18 protein-coding genes are annotated in these 19,389 nt (G+C 64.9%); 15 read left to right on the forward strand and 3 right to left on the reverse strand.

Annotation, left to right across the window (positions count from 1 at the left end):
* Window positions 1–385: 385 nt before the first annotated feature.
* The 10 genes from OKW26_RS16475 (at window position 386) to OKW26_RS16520 (ending at window position 9,705) form a co-directional block, all read left to right on the forward strand.
* Complete coding sequence (locus tag OKW26_RS16475) at window positions 386–1,879, forward strand: aldehyde dehydrogenase family protein (protein WP_429354412.1); 1,494 nt, start codon at window positions 386–388, stop codon at window positions 1,877–1,879.
* 106 nt (window positions 1,880–1,985) lie between these two features.
* Window positions 1,986–2,654, forward strand: coding sequence for a haloacid dehalogenase type II (locus OKW26_RS16480; RefSeq protein WP_429354413.1), 669 nt, complete (start codon window positions 1,986–1,988; stop codon window positions 2,652–2,654).
* Between the two features lie 81 nt (window positions 2,655–2,735).
* Entirely contained in the window at window positions 2,736–4,013 is a 1,278-nt protein-coding gene (locus OKW26_RS16485; RefSeq protein ID WP_429354414.1) for an NAD(P)/FAD-dependent oxidoreductase, read from the forward strand.
* Window positions 4,014–4,090: 77 nt separating this feature from the next.
* Window positions 4,091–4,894, forward strand: coding sequence for an ABC transporter substrate-binding protein (locus OKW26_RS16490; RefSeq protein WP_184005820.1), 804 nt, complete (start codon window positions 4,091–4,093; stop codon window positions 4,892–4,894).
* Between the two features lie 114 nt (window positions 4,895–5,008).
* Window positions 5,009–5,665, forward strand: coding sequence for an amino acid ABC transporter permease (locus tag OKW26_RS16495; protein WP_018422365.1), 657 nt, complete (start codon window positions 5,009–5,011; stop codon window positions 5,663–5,665).
* 18 nt (window positions 5,666–5,683) lie between these two features.
* Window positions 5,684–6,460 (forward strand): amino acid ABC transporter ATP-binding protein, encoded by a 777-nt coding sequence (locus tag OKW26_RS16500; protein ID WP_187613521.1) that lies wholly within the window; start codon window positions 5,684–5,686, stop codon window positions 6,458–6,460.
* Window positions 6,457–6,768, forward strand: coding sequence for a (2Fe-2S)-binding protein (locus tag OKW26_RS16505; protein ID WP_184044624.1), 312 nt, complete (start codon window positions 6,457–6,459; stop codon window positions 6,766–6,768). Before OKW26_RS16500 ends, OKW26_RS16505 begins: the two co-directional genes overlap by 4 nt.
* Entirely contained in the window at window positions 6,747–8,123 is a 1,377-nt protein-coding gene (locus tag OKW26_RS16510; RefSeq protein ID WP_429354415.1) for an FAD-dependent oxidoreductase, read from the forward strand. The genes OKW26_RS16505 and OKW26_RS16510 overlap by 22 nt, the downstream gene beginning before the upstream one ends.
* The gene (locus OKW26_RS16515) at window positions 8,120–9,292 is read left to right on the forward strand and encodes an NAD(P)/FAD-dependent oxidoreductase (RefSeq protein ID WP_429354416.1); all 1,173 of its coding nucleotides are present in this window, start codon (window positions 8,120–8,122) and stop codon (window positions 9,290–9,292) included. The genes OKW26_RS16510 and OKW26_RS16515 overlap by 4 nt, the downstream gene beginning before the upstream one ends.
* A gap of 11 nt (window positions 9,293–9,303) precedes the next feature.
* Window positions 9,304–9,705 carry a helix-turn-helix domain-containing protein gene (locus tag OKW26_RS16520; RefSeq protein WP_184071916.1) on the forward strand — a complete coding sequence of 134 codons (402 nt, stop codon included), beginning with the start codon at window positions 9,304–9,306 and terminating at the stop codon, window positions 9,703–9,705.
* Between the two features lie 96 nt (window positions 9,706–9,801).
* On the opposite strand, the gene OKW26_RS16525 is transcribed toward OKW26_RS16520, so the two are convergent.
* The 3 genes from OKW26_RS16525 to OKW26_RS16535 all read right to left on the reverse strand — a co-directional run bounded on the left by OKW26_RS16525 (window position 9,802) and on the right by OKW26_RS16535 (window position 12,945).
* Window positions 9,802–10,305, reverse strand: coding sequence for an Lrp/AsnC family transcriptional regulator (locus tag OKW26_RS16525; protein WP_090811115.1), 504 nt, complete (start codon window positions 10,303–10,305; stop codon window positions 9,802–9,804).
* An 88-nt stretch (window positions 10,306–10,393) separates the two neighbouring features.
* Window positions 10,394–11,794 (reverse strand): aspartate aminotransferase family protein, encoded by a 1,401-nt coding sequence (locus OKW26_RS16530; RefSeq protein WP_429354417.1) that lies wholly within the window; start codon window positions 11,792–11,794, stop codon window positions 10,394–10,396.
* A gap of 260 nt (window positions 11,795–12,054) precedes the next feature.
* A complete protein-coding gene (locus OKW26_RS16535) occupies window positions 12,055–12,945 on the reverse strand; it encodes a GNAT family N-acetyltransferase (protein WP_429354418.1) in 891 nt (296 codons plus the stop codon).
* A 315-nt stretch (window positions 12,946–13,260) separates the two neighbouring features.
* Here OKW26_RS16535 and OKW26_RS16540 point away from each other — a divergent pair, with 315 nt between their 5' ends.
* The 5 genes from OKW26_RS16540 (at window position 13,261) to OKW26_RS16560 (ending at window position 19,287) form a co-directional block, all read left to right on the forward strand.
* Window positions 13,261–14,841 (forward strand): ABC transporter substrate-binding protein, encoded by a 1,581-nt coding sequence (locus tag OKW26_RS16540; RefSeq protein WP_184068202.1) that lies wholly within the window; start codon window positions 13,261–13,263, stop codon window positions 14,839–14,841.
* Window positions 14,842–14,973: 132 nt separating this feature from the next.
* Window positions 14,974–15,927: an ABC transporter permease gene (locus tag OKW26_RS16545; RefSeq protein WP_026226132.1), complete on the forward strand. Its 954-nt coding sequence runs from the start codon at window positions 14,974–14,976 to the stop codon at window positions 15,925–15,927.
* On the forward strand, window positions 15,924–16,916 hold the full coding sequence (locus OKW26_RS16550) for an ABC transporter permease (RefSeq protein WP_429354419.1): 993 nt from the start codon (window positions 15,924–15,926) through the stop codon (window positions 16,914–16,916). The genes OKW26_RS16545 and OKW26_RS16550 overlap by 4 nt, the downstream gene beginning before the upstream one ends.
* Window positions 16,916–18,871: an ABC transporter ATP-binding protein gene (locus tag OKW26_RS16555; RefSeq protein WP_429354420.1), complete on the forward strand. Its 1,956-nt coding sequence runs from the start codon at window positions 16,916–16,918 to the stop codon at window positions 18,869–18,871. The genes OKW26_RS16550 and OKW26_RS16555 overlap by 1 nt, the downstream gene beginning before the upstream one ends.
* Before the next feature lie 80 nt (window positions 18,872–18,951).
* On the forward strand, window positions 18,952–19,287 hold the full coding sequence (locus tag OKW26_RS16560) for a helix-turn-helix domain-containing protein (RefSeq protein WP_409259726.1): 336 nt from the start codon (window positions 18,952–18,954) through the stop codon (window positions 19,285–19,287).
* Window positions 19,288–19,389: the final 102 nt, after the last annotated feature.

Genomic DNA, 19,389 nt, shown 5'->3' on the forward strand with positions numbered 1-19,389 from the left:
CGCGTCGCGTCCGGTTCGCACGGACGGCGGCTGACGTCAACGCCTTTCTCTCATTCACTTTTCGGTTTTGCATTGCACGACGGAACGGGCGTGTCGCGTCGCCTCGCTCGTGCGCGCCCCAGCCGTGTGGGCTTGCGGCCCGTGCCCACCGGTGCGGCGGTGGGCTCTCCGAGGCAGGCAATGTATCGCAGCGCACAACGAACTGTTCACAAAAGTTTATTTTTGACCACTAGTATTTCATTTGGTGTTCATTAAAATGAACTTCATCCGATGTTCGTTCATTCGTCGGTCGCGATGGCGAACAGCAGTGCCGAGTGGTGCCAGCAGTCATCAGTGCGTGAGCGCACGCGGCACCACACACTTGAACCTACTGATCAGGCCGGACATGTCCACTCCGTCACTCGATTTCGATCCTTCAGCCGTGCCGTTGCCGCAGGGGCATTTCATTGGCGGTGCGTACTATTCGGCGGCCGAAGCGCAGATCGCCGTTCACCGGCCGTCGGACGGCGCGCTGCTTGGCCATGTGCCGGACGCGTCGGACGCCACCGTCGATCACGCAGTCAGCAATGCGCTAGCGGCATGGAAGACGAGCGGCTGGGGCACCCGCTCTCCGCGCGAGCGCGCGAAGGTGCTGAGCCGCTGGGCCGATCTGATCGATCGCGATGCGGTGAGCCTCGCCCAACTCGAAACGGTCAGCTCGACGCGTCCGGTGACGGAAAGCTATACATCAGATGTGCCGTTCACCGCGGAGGCGATCCGCTTCTTCGCGGAGCTGGCCGACAAGCTCGGTGGCGATATCGCGGCCACGCGCCGCGACAGTCTCGGTTTTGTTGCATCGGAGCCGTACGGTGTGATCGGTGCGATTACACCGTGGAATTTTCCGCTGTCGATGTGTTCATGGAAGTGCGGTCCCGCGCTCGCGGCGGGCAACGCGGTGGTGATGAAACCGTCGGAAATGACGCCGTTCTCGACGCTGCGTCTCGCGGAACTTGCCATCGAAGCCGGCATTCCGCCCGGCATCTTCAACGTGGTGAATGGCCGTGGAGCGACGGCGGGCGCCGCGCTGACGCGTCACCCAGGCATCTCGAAGATGAGCTTCACCGGTTCGACCCGCACGGGCGCCGCGATCATGAGCGACGCCGCGATGCACGGCACCAAGCCCGTCACGCTGGAACTCGGCGGCAAGAGCCCGCAACTGGTGTTCGAACATGTGCGGGACCTCGAGCATACGGCGCGCTGTGTCGCCCGCGGCTTTACGGCCAACGGCGGCCAGGCCTGCGTGGCCGGCACGCGGCTGATCGTGCACGAGCGCATTGCCGAGCCGCTGATCGCCGCCATTCAACGGCAACTGCAGCCGATCGAGCCCGGCCCGCTGTGGGACAGCCGCACCGCTTATTCGCCGATCATCAGTGGCGCCCAGGCGCGACGCATCGAAGCGCTGATCGGGCAGAGCCGCGAGAGCGGCGCGGAAGTGATCTTCGGCGGCGGCTTTTTCGAAGGCACCGACGAAGGCTATTTCCACCGCCCGACGCTGCTCGCCAATGTGACTTCAGAGACGCCCGCCGTGCGCGAGGAACTATTCGGCCCGGTGCTGACGGTACAGACATTCGCCGACGAGGAAGAGGGCATCGCGCTCGCCGCGCATCCGATCTACGGTCTCGCGGCTGGGGTCCATAGCAGCGACATCGGTCAGGCGCTGCGGGCGATGCGCCGCATCGCCGCGGGCACCATCTGGATCAACCGTTACGGCCGCAGCGGCGACATGATCATTCCGACGGGCGGCTTCGGCCAGTCCGGTATCGGCAAGGATCTCGGCCGCGAAGCGATGGTGGCGAGCATGCGGCACAAGAGTGTGCTGATCGATTTCGAAACGCTGTGAAGCACGGCTTTACACCGGATATACGCAAGCATCAACCGCACTGATTCAACCCGAAACTGAACCCCGAGCCTGCAACCAGGTTCGCCACGACGACAGGATGTTGACCATGATCGATTTCGAGCCGAAGTACATCACTTTCGACTGCTATGGCACGCTGACCAACTTCCAGATGGGCCAGACCGCGCGCGAGCTTTACGGCGACAAGCTGGAGAAGGCGAAGATGGATGAGTTTGTCGAGTTCTTCCGTGGCTACCGCCTCGACGAAGTGCTGGGCGCATGGAAGCCCTATCGCGACGTGGTCGTGAACTCGGTGCGCCGCACCTGCGAACGCACCGGCGTGCCGTTCGACGAAGCGACCGCACTGAAGATCTACGAGGCCGTGCCGAGCTGGGGCCCGCACGCGGACGTGCCGGAAGGGCTGTCGCGACTGGCCTCGAAGTACAAGCTCGTGATCCTGTCGAATGCATCGGACGACCAGATCCACAGCAACGTCGACAAGCTCGGCGCGCCGTTCCACAAGGTCTACACCGCCCAGCAGGCACAGGCATACAAGCCGCTGCAGAAAGCCTTCGAGTACATGTTCTCGCAACTGGACTGCAATCCGGAAGACGTGCTGCATGTGTCGTCGAGCTTCCGCTATGACCTGATGACCGCGTACGACATGGGCATCAAACACAAGGCGTTCGTCAACCGCGGTCACGAGCCGCTGAACCCGTATTACGGCGTCAAGGAAGTGTCGGGCATCCCGCAACTGGCATCGCTGCTCGGCCTCTGATTCGCACGTCCGGCCTTCTCACGACATCGCTTCCCGCGCGCCGCTGAAAGCGGCGCAACCAACCGACAGGAACGCATCACGATGAAGCTCGACTCCTACTGGCTCGACACTGCGCCACGCTTTACCAGCGGCGCCCAGGGTCCGCTACCGCAGCGGGTCGACGTTGCGGTGGTCGGCGGCGGCTTCACCGGGCTGTCGGCTGCGTTGGAGCTGGCCAAACGTGGCATGTCGGTGATCGTGTTCGAGGCGGGCCGACTCGCGGCGCAGGCATCGGGCCGTAACGGCGGCCACTGCAATACGGGCGTCGCGCAGGACTACGCGGCGTTGTCCGCGCGCATCGGCAGCGAACGCGCGTCGGAGTTCTACCGTGCGTATGCCGGCGCCGTCGAAACGGTGAAAACGATCATCGGGGAGGAGCAGATCGATTGCGATCTGCGCCACTCCGGGAAGATCAAACTCGCCGCGAAACCGCAGCATTTCGCGTCGCTCGCGAAGTCGTACGAGGTGTTGCGGCGCGAAGTCGATTCCGATGTCGAACTCGTGCCGCCCGAGCAGATTCGCAACGAGATCGGGTCGGACAGCTTTTTCGGCGGCCTCGTGCAACGCAACGGCATGCAGATGCACATGGGCAAATTCGGCGTGGGTCTCGGCACGGCAGCGGCACGGCGTGGGGCGCAGATCTACGAGAACACGCCGGTGACGAACCTCAAGCCGCTCGGCGGCAACGCGTTCGACGTGCAGTGTCCGCTCGGGACGGTACGCGCCGAGCGCGTGCTGATTGCCACCGGTGCGTCGCAGGTTGGTCCGCTGCAATGGTTCCGGCGCCGCATCGCGCCCGTCGGCAGCTTCATCGTCGCAACCGAGCCGCTGGGCAAGGCGCGCCTCGATGCGGTGTTGCCGACGCGCCGCTCGTATGTGACGACGCTGAACATCGGCAACTATTTTCGTGCGACGCCGGACGAGCGTCTGCTGTTCGGCGGCCGCGCACGCTTCGCGATGTCGAATCCGCGTTCGGACGAGAAAAGCGGGCGGATTCTGCGTGATGGGCTCGCGCGCTATTTCCCGCAACTGGCCGACGTGCGCATCGATTATTGCTGGGGCGGCCTCGTCGACATGACGGCCGACCGGCTGCCGCGCGCAGGCCAGCATGAAGGACTGTTCTATTCAATGGGCTACAGCGGCCACGGTGTGCAGATGTCCGTGCACATGGGTCGTCTGATGGCAGACGTGATGTTCGGCGCCGCCTCGCGCAATCCGTGGCGAACGCTCGAATGGCCCGCGATTCCAGGACATTTTGGACGCGCGTGGTTTCTGCCGCTCGTCGGCGCGTATTACAGGTTGCAGGATGTACTGCATTGAATGGATCGACTGATCGCTACCGTTAGATGGTCGGGCAGCGCGTAGATTGAAAATCACTATTCCCAGAGGAAATCCCCATGTTGCGTTTCATGTTCCAGCCTGCAGCCGCCGTCCGCTTCAACACTGTGCAGCGCTTTGCCGCCGGCGCGGGCCTCGCGATGACGATGATGTTCGGCGCCGCCCACGCTGCCGAAACGGCGACGCTCACCGCCGGCTCGCCGCCGTCGAGCGCGCCGACCACGTTCATGAACGTGAAGACGCAGCAGATCGAAGGCCTGATGCCGGATGTCGTCAAGGAGATCGGCAAGCGCGAAAACTTTAACGTGTCGTACGACGCGGTGCCGTTCTCGGCGCTGATCCAGTCGGTGGTATCGGGCAAGATCGACATCATCGTTGCCGGCATGACGCCGACGCCGAAGCGCGCCGAAGTGGTCGATTTCTCGCAGCCGGTGACGGCGTTTGGCGAAGGCATCATCGTGAAGGACACGAACAAGGCGGTCTATCACTCGGTGCAGGACCTGAAGGGCATGACGATCGGGGCGCCGACCGGTACCGACTACGGCGATCAGTTGAAGAAACTCGGCATCTTCACCGAAGTGAAGATGTATGACAGCCCCGCCGACATGACGCGCGATGTCGCGCTAGGCCGCATCGTCGCGGGCTTCAACGACTATCCGATCCTGAAGGCCCAGGAAGCAGCGGGCGCGATGGCGGGGACGCGGGTCGACGACGCGTATGTGCCGATGGAAAAGTTCGACATCGCGATCGCGGTGAAGAAGGGCAACAGCGCGCTGATGGCGAAGATCAACGACGCGCTGACGAAGATGAAGGCCGACGGCACGCTCGACGCGATCCTCAAAAAGTGGCACCTCGTGAGCTGATTGGCTTCGCGTGAAAGGAGCCGTGCCCGCGGCGACGCGGGACTCGTCCTGCCAGGTCCGTCGCGCAGCGGCGCGGCGGACTGAACGAATACGAAGAGCAATGGAAGGCACGACATGCACTGGCAAGATATAGCCGACTTTGTACCGATTTTGCTGCAAGGCGCGGTGATGAGCATCGTCATCACGCTGGGTTGTCTGGTGTTGAGCACCGTGCTCGGCCTGACCTGGGCATTGTTGAAGATGTCGCGCTATCCCCTCGTCGTACGCGGTGTGAGCACGATGATCAACGTCGTGCGCGGCCTGCCGATGATCGTGCTGCTGTTCTACATCTACTTCGTGCTGCCGGAAATCCACATCCAGGTGTCGGCGCTGCAGGCCAGCATCATTGGGCTTGGTTTCGGTTACTCGACTTACGTCGCGGAAATTTTCCGGGCGGGTATCGAGGCGGTCGATCCGGGTCAGTACGAAGCCGCGCAGTCGATCGGCATGGGCCGCGTGAAGACGATGATACGGGTGATCCTGCCGCAGGCGATCAAGGTCGCGCTGCCGCCGTACAGCAACACGCTCGTGATGATGCTGAAGGATTCATCGCTCGCGTCGACTATCACGGTCGCCGAAATGACGCGCGAAGGCCAACTGATCGCGTCGTCGACGTTTCAGAATCTGACGGTATATACGCTCGTCGCGCTCGGCTATCTCGCGATGAGCTTGCCGCTGATGAGCATGACCCGCACGCTTGAACGACGTTTCGGTCGGCACAGGGCGAGATAAGTGCGAAGTGAGGATGCGATGATCGAAATCACGAATGTGCACAAGAGCTTTGGCACCGTACCCGTTCTCAAGGGCATTTCGCTCAACGTCCGCCAGGGCGAAGTGGTCTGCCTGATCGGTGCGTCGGGCTCGGGAAAGTCAACCCTGCTGCGCTGCATTAACGCGCTGGAGTCATACGACGAAGGCGAAATTCGTCTGCTCGGCGAGCGCGTCGAACAGCGCGCGCGTAACATCAACCAGTTGCGCACCCAGGTCGGCATGGTGTTTCAGCGCTTCAACCTGTTCCCGCACCGTACGGCGCTCGAGAACGTGATGGAAGGGCCGGTGCATGTCAAGCGCCTCGCGCGCGCGGACGCGCAACGCGAAGCGTCTGAACTGCTCGACAAGGTGGGGCTCGGCCACAAGCTGCACGCCTATCCTCATCAGCTTTCGGGCGGGCAGCAGCAACGGGTGGCGATTGCGCGCTCGCTCGCGATGAAGCCGAAGGCGATCCTGTTCGACGAGCCGACCTCGGCGCTCGATCCAGAACTGGTCGGCGAAGTGCTCGGCGTGATGCGCACCCTCGCACGGGAAGGCATGACGATGCTGGTGGTCACCCACGAAATGGGCTTTGCGCGTGAGGTGGCAGACCGGGTGTGTTTTCTGCACGCGGGACTCATCATCGAGGAGGGCACGGCGCATCAGGTGCTGGGCTCGCCGCGCGAGGCGCGCACCCGCGAGTTCCTGCGCCACGTGCTGACCAATCGCAGCGACGCTCATGTCGCGCCGGACGGTATGGCAGGAGCCGCGGCATGAACGGCAGATTCGTACGCGTAGGCGAGACGGTTCGCGCCAAAGTCGAACTGACGATCAACGGCGCGCCGGTCGAAGCGCTGGCCGGCGACACGCTGCTCACTGCGATGCTGTGCTCGGTGCGGCATGTGCGGCAGTCCGAGTTCGGCGCGGAACAACGTGCGGGCTTTTGCCTGATGGGCGCGTGTCAGGACTGCTGGGTATGGACCGCGGACGGCGAGCGGCTGCGCGCCTGCACCACGGTGGTCGAAGCAGGCATGCGCGTCGTCACGACGCAACCGGAGGCGCAATGGCCGAACCTCGCATCGTAATCGTCGGCGCAGGGCCTGCAGGGGTGCGCTGCGCGCAAACGCTGCTGGCGGCCGGCATCCGCCCGATCGTCGTCGACGAAGGCAGGCGCGATGGCGGCCAGATCTACCGGCGTCAGCCCTATGGCTTCACGCGGCCGTATTCGAAGCTGTACGGCACGGAAGCCGCGCGCGCGGAGAACCTCCATCAAACGTTCGAGCGACTGCGCCCGCAGATCGATTACCGTCCGCAGACGCTGGCGTGGAACGTCGCGCAAGGCAAGCTGCATATCGTGCATGAAGGACACGCGAGCGTGCTGCGCTACGACGCGCTGATCCTGTGCCCCGGCGCGACCGACCGTTTGATGCCGGTCAAAGGCTGGCAGTTCGCCGGTACCTACAGCCTCGGTGCCGCGCAGATCGCGCTGAAGTCGCAGGCCTGCGCGATTGGCCGTCAGGTCGTTTTCATGGGTACCGGCCCATTGCTGTATCTGGTCGCGAACCAGTATGTGCAGGCGGGCGCCAGGGTAGCGGCAGTACTCGACACGTCGAAGACCGGTGCGCGCTTGCGCGCGCTGCCCAAATTGCTGGCGCGCGTCGACGTGTTGCGCAAGGGCCGCGCGCTCGTGAGCGCGTTGAAGCGCTCAGGCGTGCGGGTGGAAAACGGCATCGAGCCGCTCGAAATTCTCGGCACTCCGGACGACGGCGTGCTTGGCGTACGCTTTCGCGATGCGCGCGGCAACGTCGCGCAGGTCGAATGCGACGCGGTCGGTCTCGGCTATCACCTGCGGCCGGAAACCCAGCTTGCCGATCTCGCGCGCTGTGCGTTCCGTTTCGACGCGATCACGCGGCAATGGGTGCCGCAACTCGACGAACTCGGTCGCAGTAGCGAAAAGGGCGTCTATATCGCGGGCGATGGCGCGCGCGTGCTCGGCGCGGACGGCGCCGAGGTCGCCGGACGGCTCGCGGCCCACGCTGCGCTGAGCGATCTCGGGCGGCCCGTTGCGGCGACCACGCTCGACGCGTTGACGCGCGAACAGCGCAAAATGGATCGCTTCCGGCTGGGTCTGGCAGAGGCGTTTGCGTGGCCTGCCGCGCAGGCGGCGCGTCTGTCCGACGATACGATCGTTTGCCGGTGCGAAGGCATCACCGCGGGCGAACTGCGCCGCGTGGTGCGCGATGAAGGCGCGCAGGAAGCGAACCGTGCCAAGGCCTTTAGCCGTGTCGGTATGGGGCGCTGTCAGGGACGTTACTGCGGCCATGCGGGTGCGGAGGTGATCGCGGCGGCGGCGAACGTGCCGCTCGAGCAGGTTGGCAGACTTCGTGGACAGGCGCCGGTCAAGCCGCTGGCCATCGCGACCGTGGAGGATACCGAGTGAACCGTGCACAAGCCGATGTTCTGATCGTGGGCGGCGGGTTCATGGGTGCGTCCGCCGCATTTTTTCTGAGGCAGCGGGGCCGCTCGGTGATCCTGCTCGAGCGCCAGCTCGTCGGGCAGCAGGCGAGCGGCACCAACTTCGGTAACGTGCGCCGTCAAGGGCGCTTTCTGCCGCAGTTGCCGCTGGCGAACCGTTCGCGCGAAATCTGGGGGCGTCTGCCGGAATTGATCCAGCACGACGCCGAGTTTCTGATGTCGGGCCATGTCCGCGTCTGTTATCGCGAAGAGCAGGCCGACCAGTTCGAAACCTATGCGAAGGAGGCCGCGCACTACGGTCTCAAGCTCGACCTGTTGCGCGGCGACGCGCTGCGCGCGCGGTTTCCGTTTCTCGGTGCGGAGGTGCTGGCGGGCTCCTATTCGCAGATGGACGGGCACGCGAATCCGCGCCTCGCGGCGCCCGCGTTCGCCCGCGCCGCGGCTCGGCTCGGTGCGCGGATCGTCGAAAACTGCGATGTCGTGACGGTGGAAAAAGAGGGCGCCGAGTTTCGCGCCACGAGCGCCGACGGCCGCACGTTCCATGCGCCCGTGCTGCTGATCACGGCGGGTGCCTGGGGCAACCTGCTGTCGGAGCAGTTCGGCGAAGCGGTGCCGATCGCCGTCAACGGTCCACAGATGGCCGTTACCGAACCCGTGCCGTATGCGATCCAGCCGGTGGTCGGCGTGTCGTCGCCGCAGATCGAAGAGGTGGTGTATTTCCGTCAGGTCGCGCGCGGCAATATCGTGATCGGCGGCTGCGCGCGCGCGCCTGCGTATCTCGACGAGCGTCGCGCGAAGGTTCTCCCGTCAAGCACGTTGCTGCAGTTCAGACAGCTGCAGCGGGTCGCGCCGATGCTGCGCAAGCTGAGCATCATCCGGGTGTGGAGCGGCGTGGAGGGCTATATGCCCGATGACAAGCCGATCATGGGCGCAAGCGGGACGACCGGCGGCCTGTTCTATGCGTTCGGTTTTTGCGGCCACGGTTTTCAGCTTGGTCCGGGCGTAGGCGACGCGATGGCCGAACTGATCGACACCGGCGCCACCAGCACGCCGCTCGAGCCGTTCGACATCCGCCGCTTCGCGACCAGTCGGGAGACGGCACCGACAGTGCCGCCCACGTCGCGCGTTGCGTGAGCGGAGCGTCGATGCTGAGCCTGAGCCCAACTTCGTCATCATCCGCGCCTGAGCTTGCGGGCGCGAGCCGTCATCCGACGCGCGCGCCGAATCGCGTGAGCCGCGCCGTGCAGCGTGCGCTCGACTTCATCGATGCCTGTTTCGCCGAGCCAATCAGCCTGTCCGAACTGGCGGCCGTCGCGCAGTTGAGCATTTCGAGGTTTGCGGTGCGCTTCAGCGCGGAGATTGGCGTGTCGCCGCAGCAATATGTGCGGCTGGTGCGCGTACGGCATGCGCAGCGCCTGTTGCGACGAGGCTTGCCGCCGTCGATCGTCGCGACCGAGGTGGGCTTCTTCGATCAAAGCCATCTATGCCGGCACTTCAAACGTGTGCTTGGCAGAACGCCGGGGGAATGGCTGAGCGCGAATGGTTGACTGCAAGTCGACAGGCCACCGGCGTCGCGCCGGTGGCCTCGAACGCATTCGACCCGATCGGGCCGCCGGCTGCGCGTAGCCGAAACCATCACCGCTTCATTGATGCTGCTGCGAGAAGAGCGTTTCCAGCGGGTATTCGGATTTCACGAATGGCGTCTTGATGATGACGTAGCTGAAATACTTCTCGATGCCGATGTCGCGCTCCAGCAGCCCTTCGATCACGCTCTGATAATGATTGACGCTGCGCGTGACGAACTTCAGCAGGTAATCGTAGCCGCCGCTCGCCAGATGGCATTCAATGATCTCGTCCACAGGACGGATCGCCGCCTCGAACTTGGCGAAGTCTTCGCGACGATGGTCGGCGAGCGTGACCTCGGTGAACACGATCTGCACGTCACCGAGTTTCTGCAGTTGGATATGTGCGCCGTAGCCGACGATATAGCCGGCTTTTTCAAGCCTTTTTACGCGAATCAGACAGGGGCTCGGCGAGAGCCCCACGGCGTCCGCAAGCTCGACGTTCGTGATACGGCCTTTCTTCTGGAGTTGCGAAAGAATACGCAGGTCGATCCGGTCCAGCTTCGTGTCGCCGCTTGTCGTCATGTATCGGTCTGCCCGTCGAAGGTTCTGCTTTTCGCTTCGTTGCGCTTCGCCTTGGTCAAGCAACGCGCAGGCCGATGTTATCACGCGCTCAGGCGGCCGCGCGGCTCGCGCCGCGCAATGCGGCACGCACCTCCGCCTGCTCGAGCACGTCGTCGAGCGTGCGCCGCAGACGGCCGAACAGTTGTTCGAACTCGGCCTCACCGAAGCACAGCGCGGGCGCGAAACCGAGAATGCTGTCGCCGAATGCGCGGAACACCAGGCGGTTGCGGTAGGCTGCGGCCGTGATCCGGTCCGGCAGCTTCAGCGACGGATCGAAGCGTGCCCGCGAGTTCTTGTCCGCGACCAGTTCCAGCGCGCCGAGCAGCCCGCGATGACGCGAGTCACCCACCAGCGGATGATCGAGCAGCGCGTCGAGCCCAGCGGCAAAGCGCGGTGCCTGCGCGATACCGTTCGCGAGCAGACCGCCCTCCTGATAGAGACGCAGTACTTCGAGCCCGATGGCGGCGCTTACCGGATGCGCGGAGTAGGTCTGACCGTGACCGACGACCGCGGTATCGCGCGCATCGCCTGCAATGCCCTGGTAGATTTCGTCGGACATCAGCACCGCGCCCATCGGCGCATAACCGGAGGTCAGCCCCTTCGCCACCGTCATCAGATCAGGCTCGACCTGTTCGGCCTCGCACGCGAAGAGCGGGCCGGTACGACCGAAGCCCGTGATGACCTCGTCGGCGACGAACAGGATGTCGAGGCGGCGGCACGCGTCGCGCATCGCCTTTAACCAGCCGACCGGCGGCACGATCACGCCGCCCGAACCCTGGATCGGCTCGCAGAAGAACGCGGCGACGTTCTCCGCCCCGAGTGAGGCGACTTTCGCTTCGAGCGCGGCGACGGATGCGGCGATCAGCGCTTGCGCGTCACCGCCTTGCGGCTGACGGTACGCATACGGCGACGGCAGATGGTGCTGGTGCGGCAGCGGCAGGTCGAAGTTGCGGTGGAACGCGGGCAGCGCAGTGAGCCCCGCGCCGACCGACGACGATCCGTGATAGCCGCGTTCGAGCGCGATCATCTGCTTTTTCGCCGGGCGCCCCGTTGCATTGAAGTAATGCGTGATGAAGCGTATCGCGGAGTCGATCGCATCGGAGCCGCCGAGCGTGAAATAGACGTGCTGCAGCGAAGCGGGCGCAAGCGACACCAGTGTTTCGGCCAGTTCGATCGCGGGTTCCGAGGAGAAGTGGAAGTAGGTGGTCGCGTAGGGCAGCTTCATCATCTGGCGCGTCGCCGCTTCGACGATGCTCTGTTGGCCGTAACCCACGTTCACGCACCACAGGCCCGCAAATGCGTCGAGCAGTTCGTTGCCGTCGATATCGCGCAGATACGCGCCCTGGCCGGATTCGAGTACGGTGGTGCCGCGCGCTTCGTGCGCGCGATAGTTGATGACCGGGTGAATCAGGTGCTTGCGGTCGGCGTCGATCAGCGATGAGTTTGACATGATGGTGGTTCCCCGCACGTGGCGATCAGGTAAGAGTCACCCCTCGATGGTAGCGACAGCCGTATGCGTGCCGTTCAGCCAAAAAAAAGCCTAAAGAGCGTCGACGCAGCGTTTTTCACCCCGCAGACAGCATTTTCTGCTGGGCGTGCTTAATAGCAGGGCGAACCCCAACGCTGCCGTGCATGAGCGGCCGTGTTTGCGTGTGGAAGAGAGAGGCGCCGCGGTGCAGCGGGTTCAGGTTCAGCGTGGCTTCACCTGGCTCAGGTGAGCGACTGCGCGATCACCGCATACTGATGCAGCCCCGGGTCGGCGCGGCTCGACTCGCCATCGGCTGGCGCGGATGCAAGCCGGCGCATCTTCACGACCGTCTCCGAGCGTGCGAGACCGAGGCCGGTTAGCCACTCGCGCAGGCCGTGCCCGTGCGGCACGTCGATGCGCACCAGCGCGCCTTCGTTCAGCGCGAGCCAATGGCTGATCAGCGCCTTGGCCCGCACGGCGTCGGGAAACGCGCTGGCGACGACGGGGCCGATCACGAAGCCGCGTCCGAAGCGGCGGAACAGCGAGAAGCCGAGTAGTTCGCCGTCGCGATCGAGCGCGATACCGTCGGCCAGATCGAGCAGCGGCGGCAGTACGTGGCTGCGATCGAGGCCGCTAGCGCGTGATTCGAGCGCGACGAGTTGCTGCGCGTCGCTCGCCCCGAGCGGGCGCAGCCGCTCGTTGGCGGGCAGCGCAACGAGCGGCGGCCGGAACGCCGCACCCTGCATCTGGTCGAGGGCGCCGCAGCGCTCGAAGCCGAGCGCGTCGCACAACGGCAGGCCAGCCTCGGTCGCATAGAGCGTGATGTCACGCTTGCCAAGCTCGTCGAGCGCGTGCGCGAGCAACGTGCGGCCGATACCCACGCCGCGATGCTCCGGCGCGACGATCAGCATGCCCAGCGTCGCCTGATCCGCGCCGAACTTCCAGCACACCACGGTGCCGACCAGCGCGCCCGCCGTCTCGGCGACGAAGCCGATCCCGGTGCGCGCCGAGAACCGCCAATCTTCACGGCGATGCGGCCAGCCAATCGCGGCGGACAGGCGTTGAGCGGCAGGGATGTCGTCGGCTGTCAGGCGTCTGTAGGTGAAACGTGCGTGAGGCGTTGGATCGGACACGGGGCGCTCCGTGAATAGTCGGCCGTGCCGCGACTGTTGCACGTTGCCCGGTGATTGACTAGTACGAACTTCTCATCGTGGGGAGGCGTCCTGTCCAGAACATCAGGGTCAACGCCAGGAGCGGCAAATCATGCTGTTTTGACCACTCAAAACCATGTTTTCGAATGGTCGAGTCCACCGATACGCGATCAACGCCATTTTTTGCAGTGCTTAAATCGATTCATGCAATGCCACCGCGCCGCGACCAGCACGCGGAGCGCCGTCGAACACCAATGCTGGATACCCCGCGTTCAATCCCGAGTGAGGAGCAGTTGCATGTACGACGACCCAATCAAAACGGGCGGCTTCAGCCGCCGTGACATGATGCGTTTGCTGGCCGCCGGCGGCATCCTTGCCACCGGCGCGGGAGGTCTGCTGGCGGGGGCTCGCCCGGCATTCGCGGCACCCACGCCGAAGAAAGGCGGCAAGATCCGGGTGGCCTACGACGCATCCTCGACCGCGGATACGCTCGACCCGGCCAAGGGTTCGGCAGGCTCCGATTACATCCGCTTCTTCATGTTCTATAGCAGCCTGACGCAGCTCGATTCGTCGCTGACGCCGAGGATGAATCTCGCCGAATCGATCGACACCAGCGACGCGAAAGTGTGGGTGATCAAACTGCGCAAAGGCGTCACGTTCCACGACGGCAAGCCACTCGCGCCCGCCGATGTCGTCTACTCGCTGATGCGTCACAAGAATCCGGCAACGGCGTCGAAGGTGAAGACGCTGGCCGATCAGTTCGTGGAGGCGAAGCAGACCGGTCCCAACGAAGTCACGCTGACGCTCGCGTCCGCCAACGCGGACCTGCCCGTGATTCTTGCCACGCCGCAATTCGTGATCATCAAGGACGGCACGACGGACTTCACGACGGCCGTCGGCACCGGCCCGTACAAGCTGAAGACGTTCAAGCCCGGCGTTTCGACCGTCGGCATCCGTAACGACAGTTTCTGGAAGACCGGCGGCGGCCCTTACCTCGACCAGATCGAGCTGATCGGTATCGGCGATAACGCGGCACGGGTGAATGCGCTGCTGTCCGGCGATGTTCACCTGATCAATTCCGTCGATCCGCGCGCGACGCAGCGCATTGCCGCGACGCCGGGCTACGAGGTGCGCGAGACCAAGTCGGGCCTCTATACCGATCTGATCATGCGCCGCGACAACCCGCTGACGGGCAACCCCGATTTCGTGCAGGGCATGAAGTATCTGTTCGACCGTGAGCAGATCCGCTCGGCGGTGTTTCGCGGTTATGCGGTGATCGGCAACGATCAACCGATTCCGCCCGGACACCGCTACTTCAATGCGTCGCTGCCGCAGCGCCCGCACGATCCGGACAAGGCGAAGTTCCACTTCCAGAAAGCCGGAGCAATCGGTACGGCGCTGCCGCCGATCTATGCGACGACCGACGCGAACGGCTCGATCGAGATGGGTGTGCTGCTGCAGCAGTCCGCCGCGAAGATCGGCGTGAACCTGGAGATCAACCGCGTGCCGGCGGATGGTTACTGGTCGACGCACTGGATGAAGCATCCGCTCGGGTTCGGCAACGTCAATCCGCGCTCGAGCGCCGATGTGCTGTTCACGCAGTTCTTCAAGTCGGACGCCCCGTGGAACGAGTCGGGCTGGAACAACCCGAAGTTCGACCAGTTGCTGGCCGCGGCCCGCTCGGAAACCGACGATGCGAAACGCAAGCAGATGTACGGCGACATGCAGGTGCTGGTATCGGAGCAGGGCGGCATTGGCATCCCGACGTTCCTGAGCCTGCTCGATGCGAACGACAAGCACTTGCAAGGGCTCCAGCCCGTGCCTACCGGCGCGATGATGGGCTTCAACTTCGCCGAGTACGTGTGGTGGAACGCGTGACCCGCTGAAGCGCCCGGACGCGGCGGGTGGCCCCCGCCGCGCCGCTCGCGGCAGGCAGCCGCGGCGCACCCGAGCGGCACGGCTCATGTATGACTCGCCGTGTCGCGCAGCCTAACCGAGGAGCTCATGCCCATGAACGGGAATATCGCCCAGTTGATCGGCCGGCGCGTCGCCGTCACTGCGCTGACGCTGCTGATTGTCTCGATCATCATCTTCGTGATCACCAACCTGTTGCCGGGCGATGCCGCGCAGGCCGCGCTCGGCCAGTCGGCGACGGCGGATACGGTCGCGGCGCTGCGGCTGCAGTTCGGCCTCGACCAGCCGGCATACCTGCGGTACTTCCATTGGCTCGTCGGTCTGCTGCACGCGAACTTTGGCGTGTCGCTGTCGAGCAATCTGCCGGTGTCCGAGATGATCGAAGGGCGCCTGCCGAAGTCGCTGACCCTCGCGGCGATCACCACCGGGGTGTCGGTGCCGATCGCGGTGTCGGCGGGCATTCTTGCGGCAGTCAAGCGCGACTCGCTGATCGATCGGATCGTGAGCCTCGGTACGCTGTCGCTGGTCGCCACGCCCGAGTTCCTGATCGCGACGCTGGCGGTGCTGGTGCTGGCCGTCAAGCTGCACTGGCTGTCGGCGCTGTCGTACAGCGGTGAGATCGAGAGCCTGCACGACTTTCTGCGCGCGTATGCGATGCCGGTCGTCACGCTGTGCGCGGTCGTGATCGCGCAGATGGCCCGCATGACACGCGCCGCGGTGATCGAGCAACTCAGTTCTTCGTATGTGGAAATGGCGATGCTCAAGGGCGCGAGCCCCGCCCGCGTGGTACTGCGCCACGCACTGCCGAATGCGATCGGCCCGATCGCCAATGCAATCGCGCTGAGCCTGTCTTATCTGCTTGGCGGCGTGATCGTCGTCGAGACCATCTTCAACTACCCGGGCCTCGCCAGCCTGATGGTCGACGCGGTCAGCAACCGCGACTTCCCGCTCGTACAGGCCTGCACGCTGCTGTTCTGCCTCGGCTATCTGCTGCTCGTGCTGCTAGCCGACCTGTGCGCCATCATCTCGAACCCGAGGCTGCGGACATGACGATTCTTCGACCTTCTTCCGATGCGCCTCACCGGCTCGGTGCGCTCGAACCGGTGCAACGCAGCAGCATGATGCCGGAGGGCGCCGATCCCGCGCGGTCCTGGGGCGGCGGCGGAGGCCCGGCGCCTCGACCGGTGCGCCGTCGCAGCCTCGCGCAACGCATGAACCTGTCGACCGGCGGCTGGATCGGCCTGGCGATGGTCAGTTGCGCGTTGTTCGTCGCGGCGTTCGCACCGTGGCTCGCGCCGCATTCGATCGGCGCGATCCTCACGCCTGACGTATTCGCGGGCTTCAGCGCGAAGCTGCCGTTCGGCTCCGACTACCTGGGTCGCGACATGTTGACCCGCATCATCTACGGGATGCGCCTGACGGTCGTGCTCGCGCTGGCGGCGGCGCTGCTCGCGGCGCTCACGGGGACCATGCTGGGACTGCTGGCGGCCGTGGCCGGCCGCCGGATCGACGAAATCATGAGCCGGCTGCTCGACGCGGTGACGTCGATCCCGTCGAAGATGTTCGCGCTGATGATCGTCGCCGCGTTCGGCTCGTCACTGCCGTTGCTGATCGTGACCGCGGCGATCAGCTACATGCCGGGCTCGTACCGGATCGCCCGCTCGCTGGCGGTCAATATCGGCACGCTCGAATACGTGCAGGTCGCGCGGGCGCGCGGCGAAAGCGCGCTCTACATCGCGTGCTTCGAGATGCTGCCGAACATGATTCATCCGATCCTCGCCGACACCGGACTGCGCTTCACTTTCGTCGTGCTGCTATTGAGCAGCCTGAGCTTTCTCGGTCTCGGCGTGCAGCCGCCGTATGCCGATCTCGGTTCGCTGGTACGCGAGAACATCGCCGGCCTCGGTGAAGGCGTGCCGGTCGTGATCCTGCCCGCGATCGCAATCGCGATCCTCACGGTCGGCGTGAACCTGCTGATCGACGGACTGCCGCATCATGGGCGCCGCAAGGGCATGCCTGATGCCGATGGAGGCCACTGATGAAGGCACCCTTTTTCAGACGTGCTCACGCGGCCTTTGAGGCCGTCTCGAGGACCGCGCCGCTACCGCCGTCGAATCTGGTCGAGGTACGGGGGCTGCGCGTGGTGGGAAGCCGGCCCGGCGAGCCGGATACGACGATCGTGCATGACATCGACTTCGAAATTGCGCGTGGCGAGGTGCTCGCATTGATCGGCGAGTCGGGCTCGGGCAAGACCACGATCGCACTGTCGCTGATGGGCCATGCACGCAGCGGCTGCCGCATCGCGGGCGGCGCGATCCGGGTGGGCGACACCGACGTGCTCGGGCTCTCGCCGAAAGCGCTCGCGGGATTGCGTGGCCGCAAGGTTGCCTACATCGCGCAAAGCGCGGCCGCTGCGTTCAACCCGGCGCGCCCGATCATGGACCAGGTGATCGAAAGCGCGCTGATTCACGGCACGCTCAGCAAGCGCGCCGCGCGGGCCAAAGCGGTCGAACTGTTCCGCGCGCTCGCGCTGCCGGAGCCGGAGACGATCGGCCGGCGCTACCCGCACCAGGTGTCGGGCGGCCAGTTGCAGCGGCTGATGGCGGCGATGGCGCTGATCACCGACCCCGAACTCGTGATCCTCGATGAACCGACCACGGCGCTCGACGTCACCACGCAGATCGACGTGCTGCAAGCGTTTCGCAGCGTGATCCGCCAATGCGGAATGACGGCCGTCTACGTATCGCACGATCTGGCGGTGGTCGCGCAGATGGCGGATCGCATCGTCGTGCTAAGCAATGGTGAAATCCGCGAAACGGGCCGCACTGAACAGATTCTGCATGCGCCGGCGCACCCGTACACGCAAAGCCTGATTGCTGCCGTGACGCCCGTCGCCCCGGCTGCCTGCACCTCGGCGGCTCCCGACGCAGCCCAGCCGAACACGCCGCTGCTCGAACTGCGCGGTCTGACGGCCGGCTACGGCCGCACCGACGCGAAGGGCTGGCCGCACAAGGTCATTCTGCGCGACGTGGACCTCGTGATCGATCGTGGTCAGACGGTAGGCGTGATCGGCGAATCCGGTTCGGGCAAGACGACGCTCGCGAAGGTGATCGCCGGGCTCGTGCCGATGGCGCGCGGCAATCTGCTGCTCGACGGTGAGCCGCTCGCCGCCAACCTCAGCCGCCGCAGCCGCGAACAGTTTCGCTGTATCCAGATCGTGTTCCAGAACGCCGACACCGCGCTTAATCCGACGCATACCGTCGAGCGCACGCTGGCGCGTCCGCTGAAGTTCTATCACGGCATGAAGGGCGAGGCCGCGCGGCGCCGCGTCGCCGAACTGCTCGGCCTGGTGCGCCTGCCTGCCGAGCTGGCGCAGCGGCGCACCGGAGAGCTGTCGGGCGGGCAGAAACAGCGCGTGAATCTCGCGCGGGCGCTGGCCGCCGAACCCAAGTTGATCCTGTGCGACGAAGTCACGTCCGCGCTCGATACGGTGGTCGGCGCTGCCATTCTCGAGCTGCTGCGCGATCTGCAAAAGAAGCTTGGCGTGTCATATCTGTTCATCACGCATGACATCGCCAAGGTGCGTGCGATCAGCGACGACATCGTCGTGCTGTACGCGGGGCACCGCGTCGAGACGGGCAACCGCGACGCGTTGTCGGCGCCGCCGTATCACCCGTATTCGCATCTGCTCGTGTCGTCGGCGCCGGAGCTTCGCGCCGGCTGGCTCGAAGAAGCGGGCGAGCGTTGTCATCAGACGTTGCCGCCGATCGGTGAGTCGACTCATGAGCCGGAGCTTTGCACATTTCTCGCGCGATGCCCGATGCGCATCGACGGTGTCTGCAATCGCACGTCGCCGAGCGTGCGCACGCTCGCGAGCGGCGCGCAGGTGCTGTGCCATCGCAGCGAAGCGGAACTGGAGCGGTACCAGAGCGGGCCGCCCGACGGTGCTGCTGCGGCGAGCGTGCTCGCGCGGTCTGGCACGGTGCGGGTCTGATGCCGCTACGAAAACGTAGCGCGAGGGGATAGAACATGACCGGAGTCTTCTACGACTGCGCAGGCGACAGGACCGTGGCGATGTCGCGCGCGATCAGGCGGGCCGTGGCTTTTATCGAGAGTTCGTTCGCGCAGCCCGTCAGCCTCGCGACGCTCGCCGGCACCGCCGGGTTGAGTGTTTCGCGCTTCGCCACCCTGTTTCGCAAAGAGGTGGGTATTTCGCCTCATCGCTATGTGTGTCTGGTGCGAATCCAGCACGCTAAACGGCTATTGCGTGACGGCGTCCCGCCCTGTGAGGTCGCTGCCGAAGTCGGATTTTTCGATCAAAGTCACCTTGGCCGACACTTTCGGCGCGCGGTCGGCGTGACGCCGGGGCATTTCGTTGCTTCGCCAGAATCGGGCAGCGCATTCAGATAGAGCCGCAGGCTATCAGAGCAAAGGGACGCGACTATTGTCGATTTTTTGACTCCCCGCTCGTCGTGCGTATGGGCGGCCGTGTTGCGATGGGCTGCCAACAGG

The organism is Paraburkholderia sp. 32, assembly GCF_050435345.1.
Taxonomy (GTDB): Bacteria; Pseudomonadota; Gammaproteobacteria; order Burkholderiales; family Burkholderiaceae; genus Paraburkholderia; species Paraburkholderia tuberum.

What these genes read in the sequence shown, in the direction of transcription:
- OKW26_RS16480 (WP_429354413.1), top strand. Translation starts at nt 1,986, where the DNA reads ATGATCGATTTCGAGCCGAAGTACATCACTTTCGACTGCTATGGCACG.
- OKW26_RS16530 (WP_429354417.1), bottom strand. Translation starts at nt 11,794, where the DNA reads ATGTCAAACTCATCGCTGATCGACGCCGACCGCAAGCACCTGATTCAC.
- OKW26_RS16560 (WP_409259726.1), top strand. Translation starts at nt 18,952, where the DNA reads ATGTCGCGCGCGATCAGGCGGGCCGTGGCTTTTATCGAGAGTTCGTTC.
- OKW26_RS16545 (WP_026226132.1), top strand. Translation starts at nt 14,974, where the DNA reads ATGAACGGGAATATCGCCCAGTTGATCGGCCGGCGCGTCGCCGTCACT.
- OKW26_RS16540 (WP_184068202.1), top strand. Translation starts at nt 13,261, where the DNA reads ATGTACGACGACCCAATCAAAACGGGCGGCTTCAGCCGCCGTGACATG.
- OKW26_RS16555 (WP_429354420.1), top strand. Translation starts at nt 16,916, where the DNA reads ATGAAGGCACCCTTTTTCAGACGTGCTCACGCGGCCTTTGAGGCCGTC.
- OKW26_RS16490 (WP_184005820.1), top strand. Translation starts at nt 4,091, where the DNA reads ATGTTGCGTTTCATGTTCCAGCCTGCAGCCGCCGTCCGCTTCAACACT.
- OKW26_RS16510 (WP_429354415.1), top strand. Translation starts at nt 6,747, where the DNA reads ATGGCCGAACCTCGCATCGTAATCGTCGGCGCAGGGCCTGCAGGGGTG.
- OKW26_RS16505 (WP_184044624.1), top strand. Translation starts at nt 6,457, where the DNA reads ATGAACGGCAGATTCGTACGCGTAGGCGAGACGGTTCGCGCCAAAGTC.
- OKW26_RS16475 (WP_429354412.1), top strand. Translation starts at nt 386, where the DNA reads ATGTCCACTCCGTCACTCGATTTCGATCCTTCAGCCGTGCCGTTGCCG.
- OKW26_RS16485 (WP_429354414.1), top strand. Translation starts at nt 2,736, where the DNA reads ATGAAGCTCGACTCCTACTGGCTCGACACTGCGCCACGCTTTACCAGC.
- OKW26_RS16525 (WP_090811115.1), bottom strand. Translation starts at nt 10,305, where the DNA reads ATGACGACAAGCGGCGACACGAAGCTGGACCGGATCGACCTGCGTATT.
- OKW26_RS16495 (WP_018422365.1), top strand. Translation starts at nt 5,009, where the DNA reads ATGCACTGGCAAGATATAGCCGACTTTGTACCGATTTTGCTGCAAGGC.
- OKW26_RS16550 (WP_429354419.1), top strand. Translation starts at nt 15,924, where the DNA reads ATGACGATTCTTCGACCTTCTTCCGATGCGCCTCACCGGCTCGGTGCG.
- OKW26_RS16500 (WP_187613521.1), top strand. Translation starts at nt 5,684, where the DNA reads ATGATCGAAATCACGAATGTGCACAAGAGCTTTGGCACCGTACCCGTT.
- OKW26_RS16520 (WP_184071916.1), top strand. Translation starts at nt 9,304, where the DNA reads ATGCTGAGCCTGAGCCCAACTTCGTCATCATCCGCGCCTGAGCTTGCG.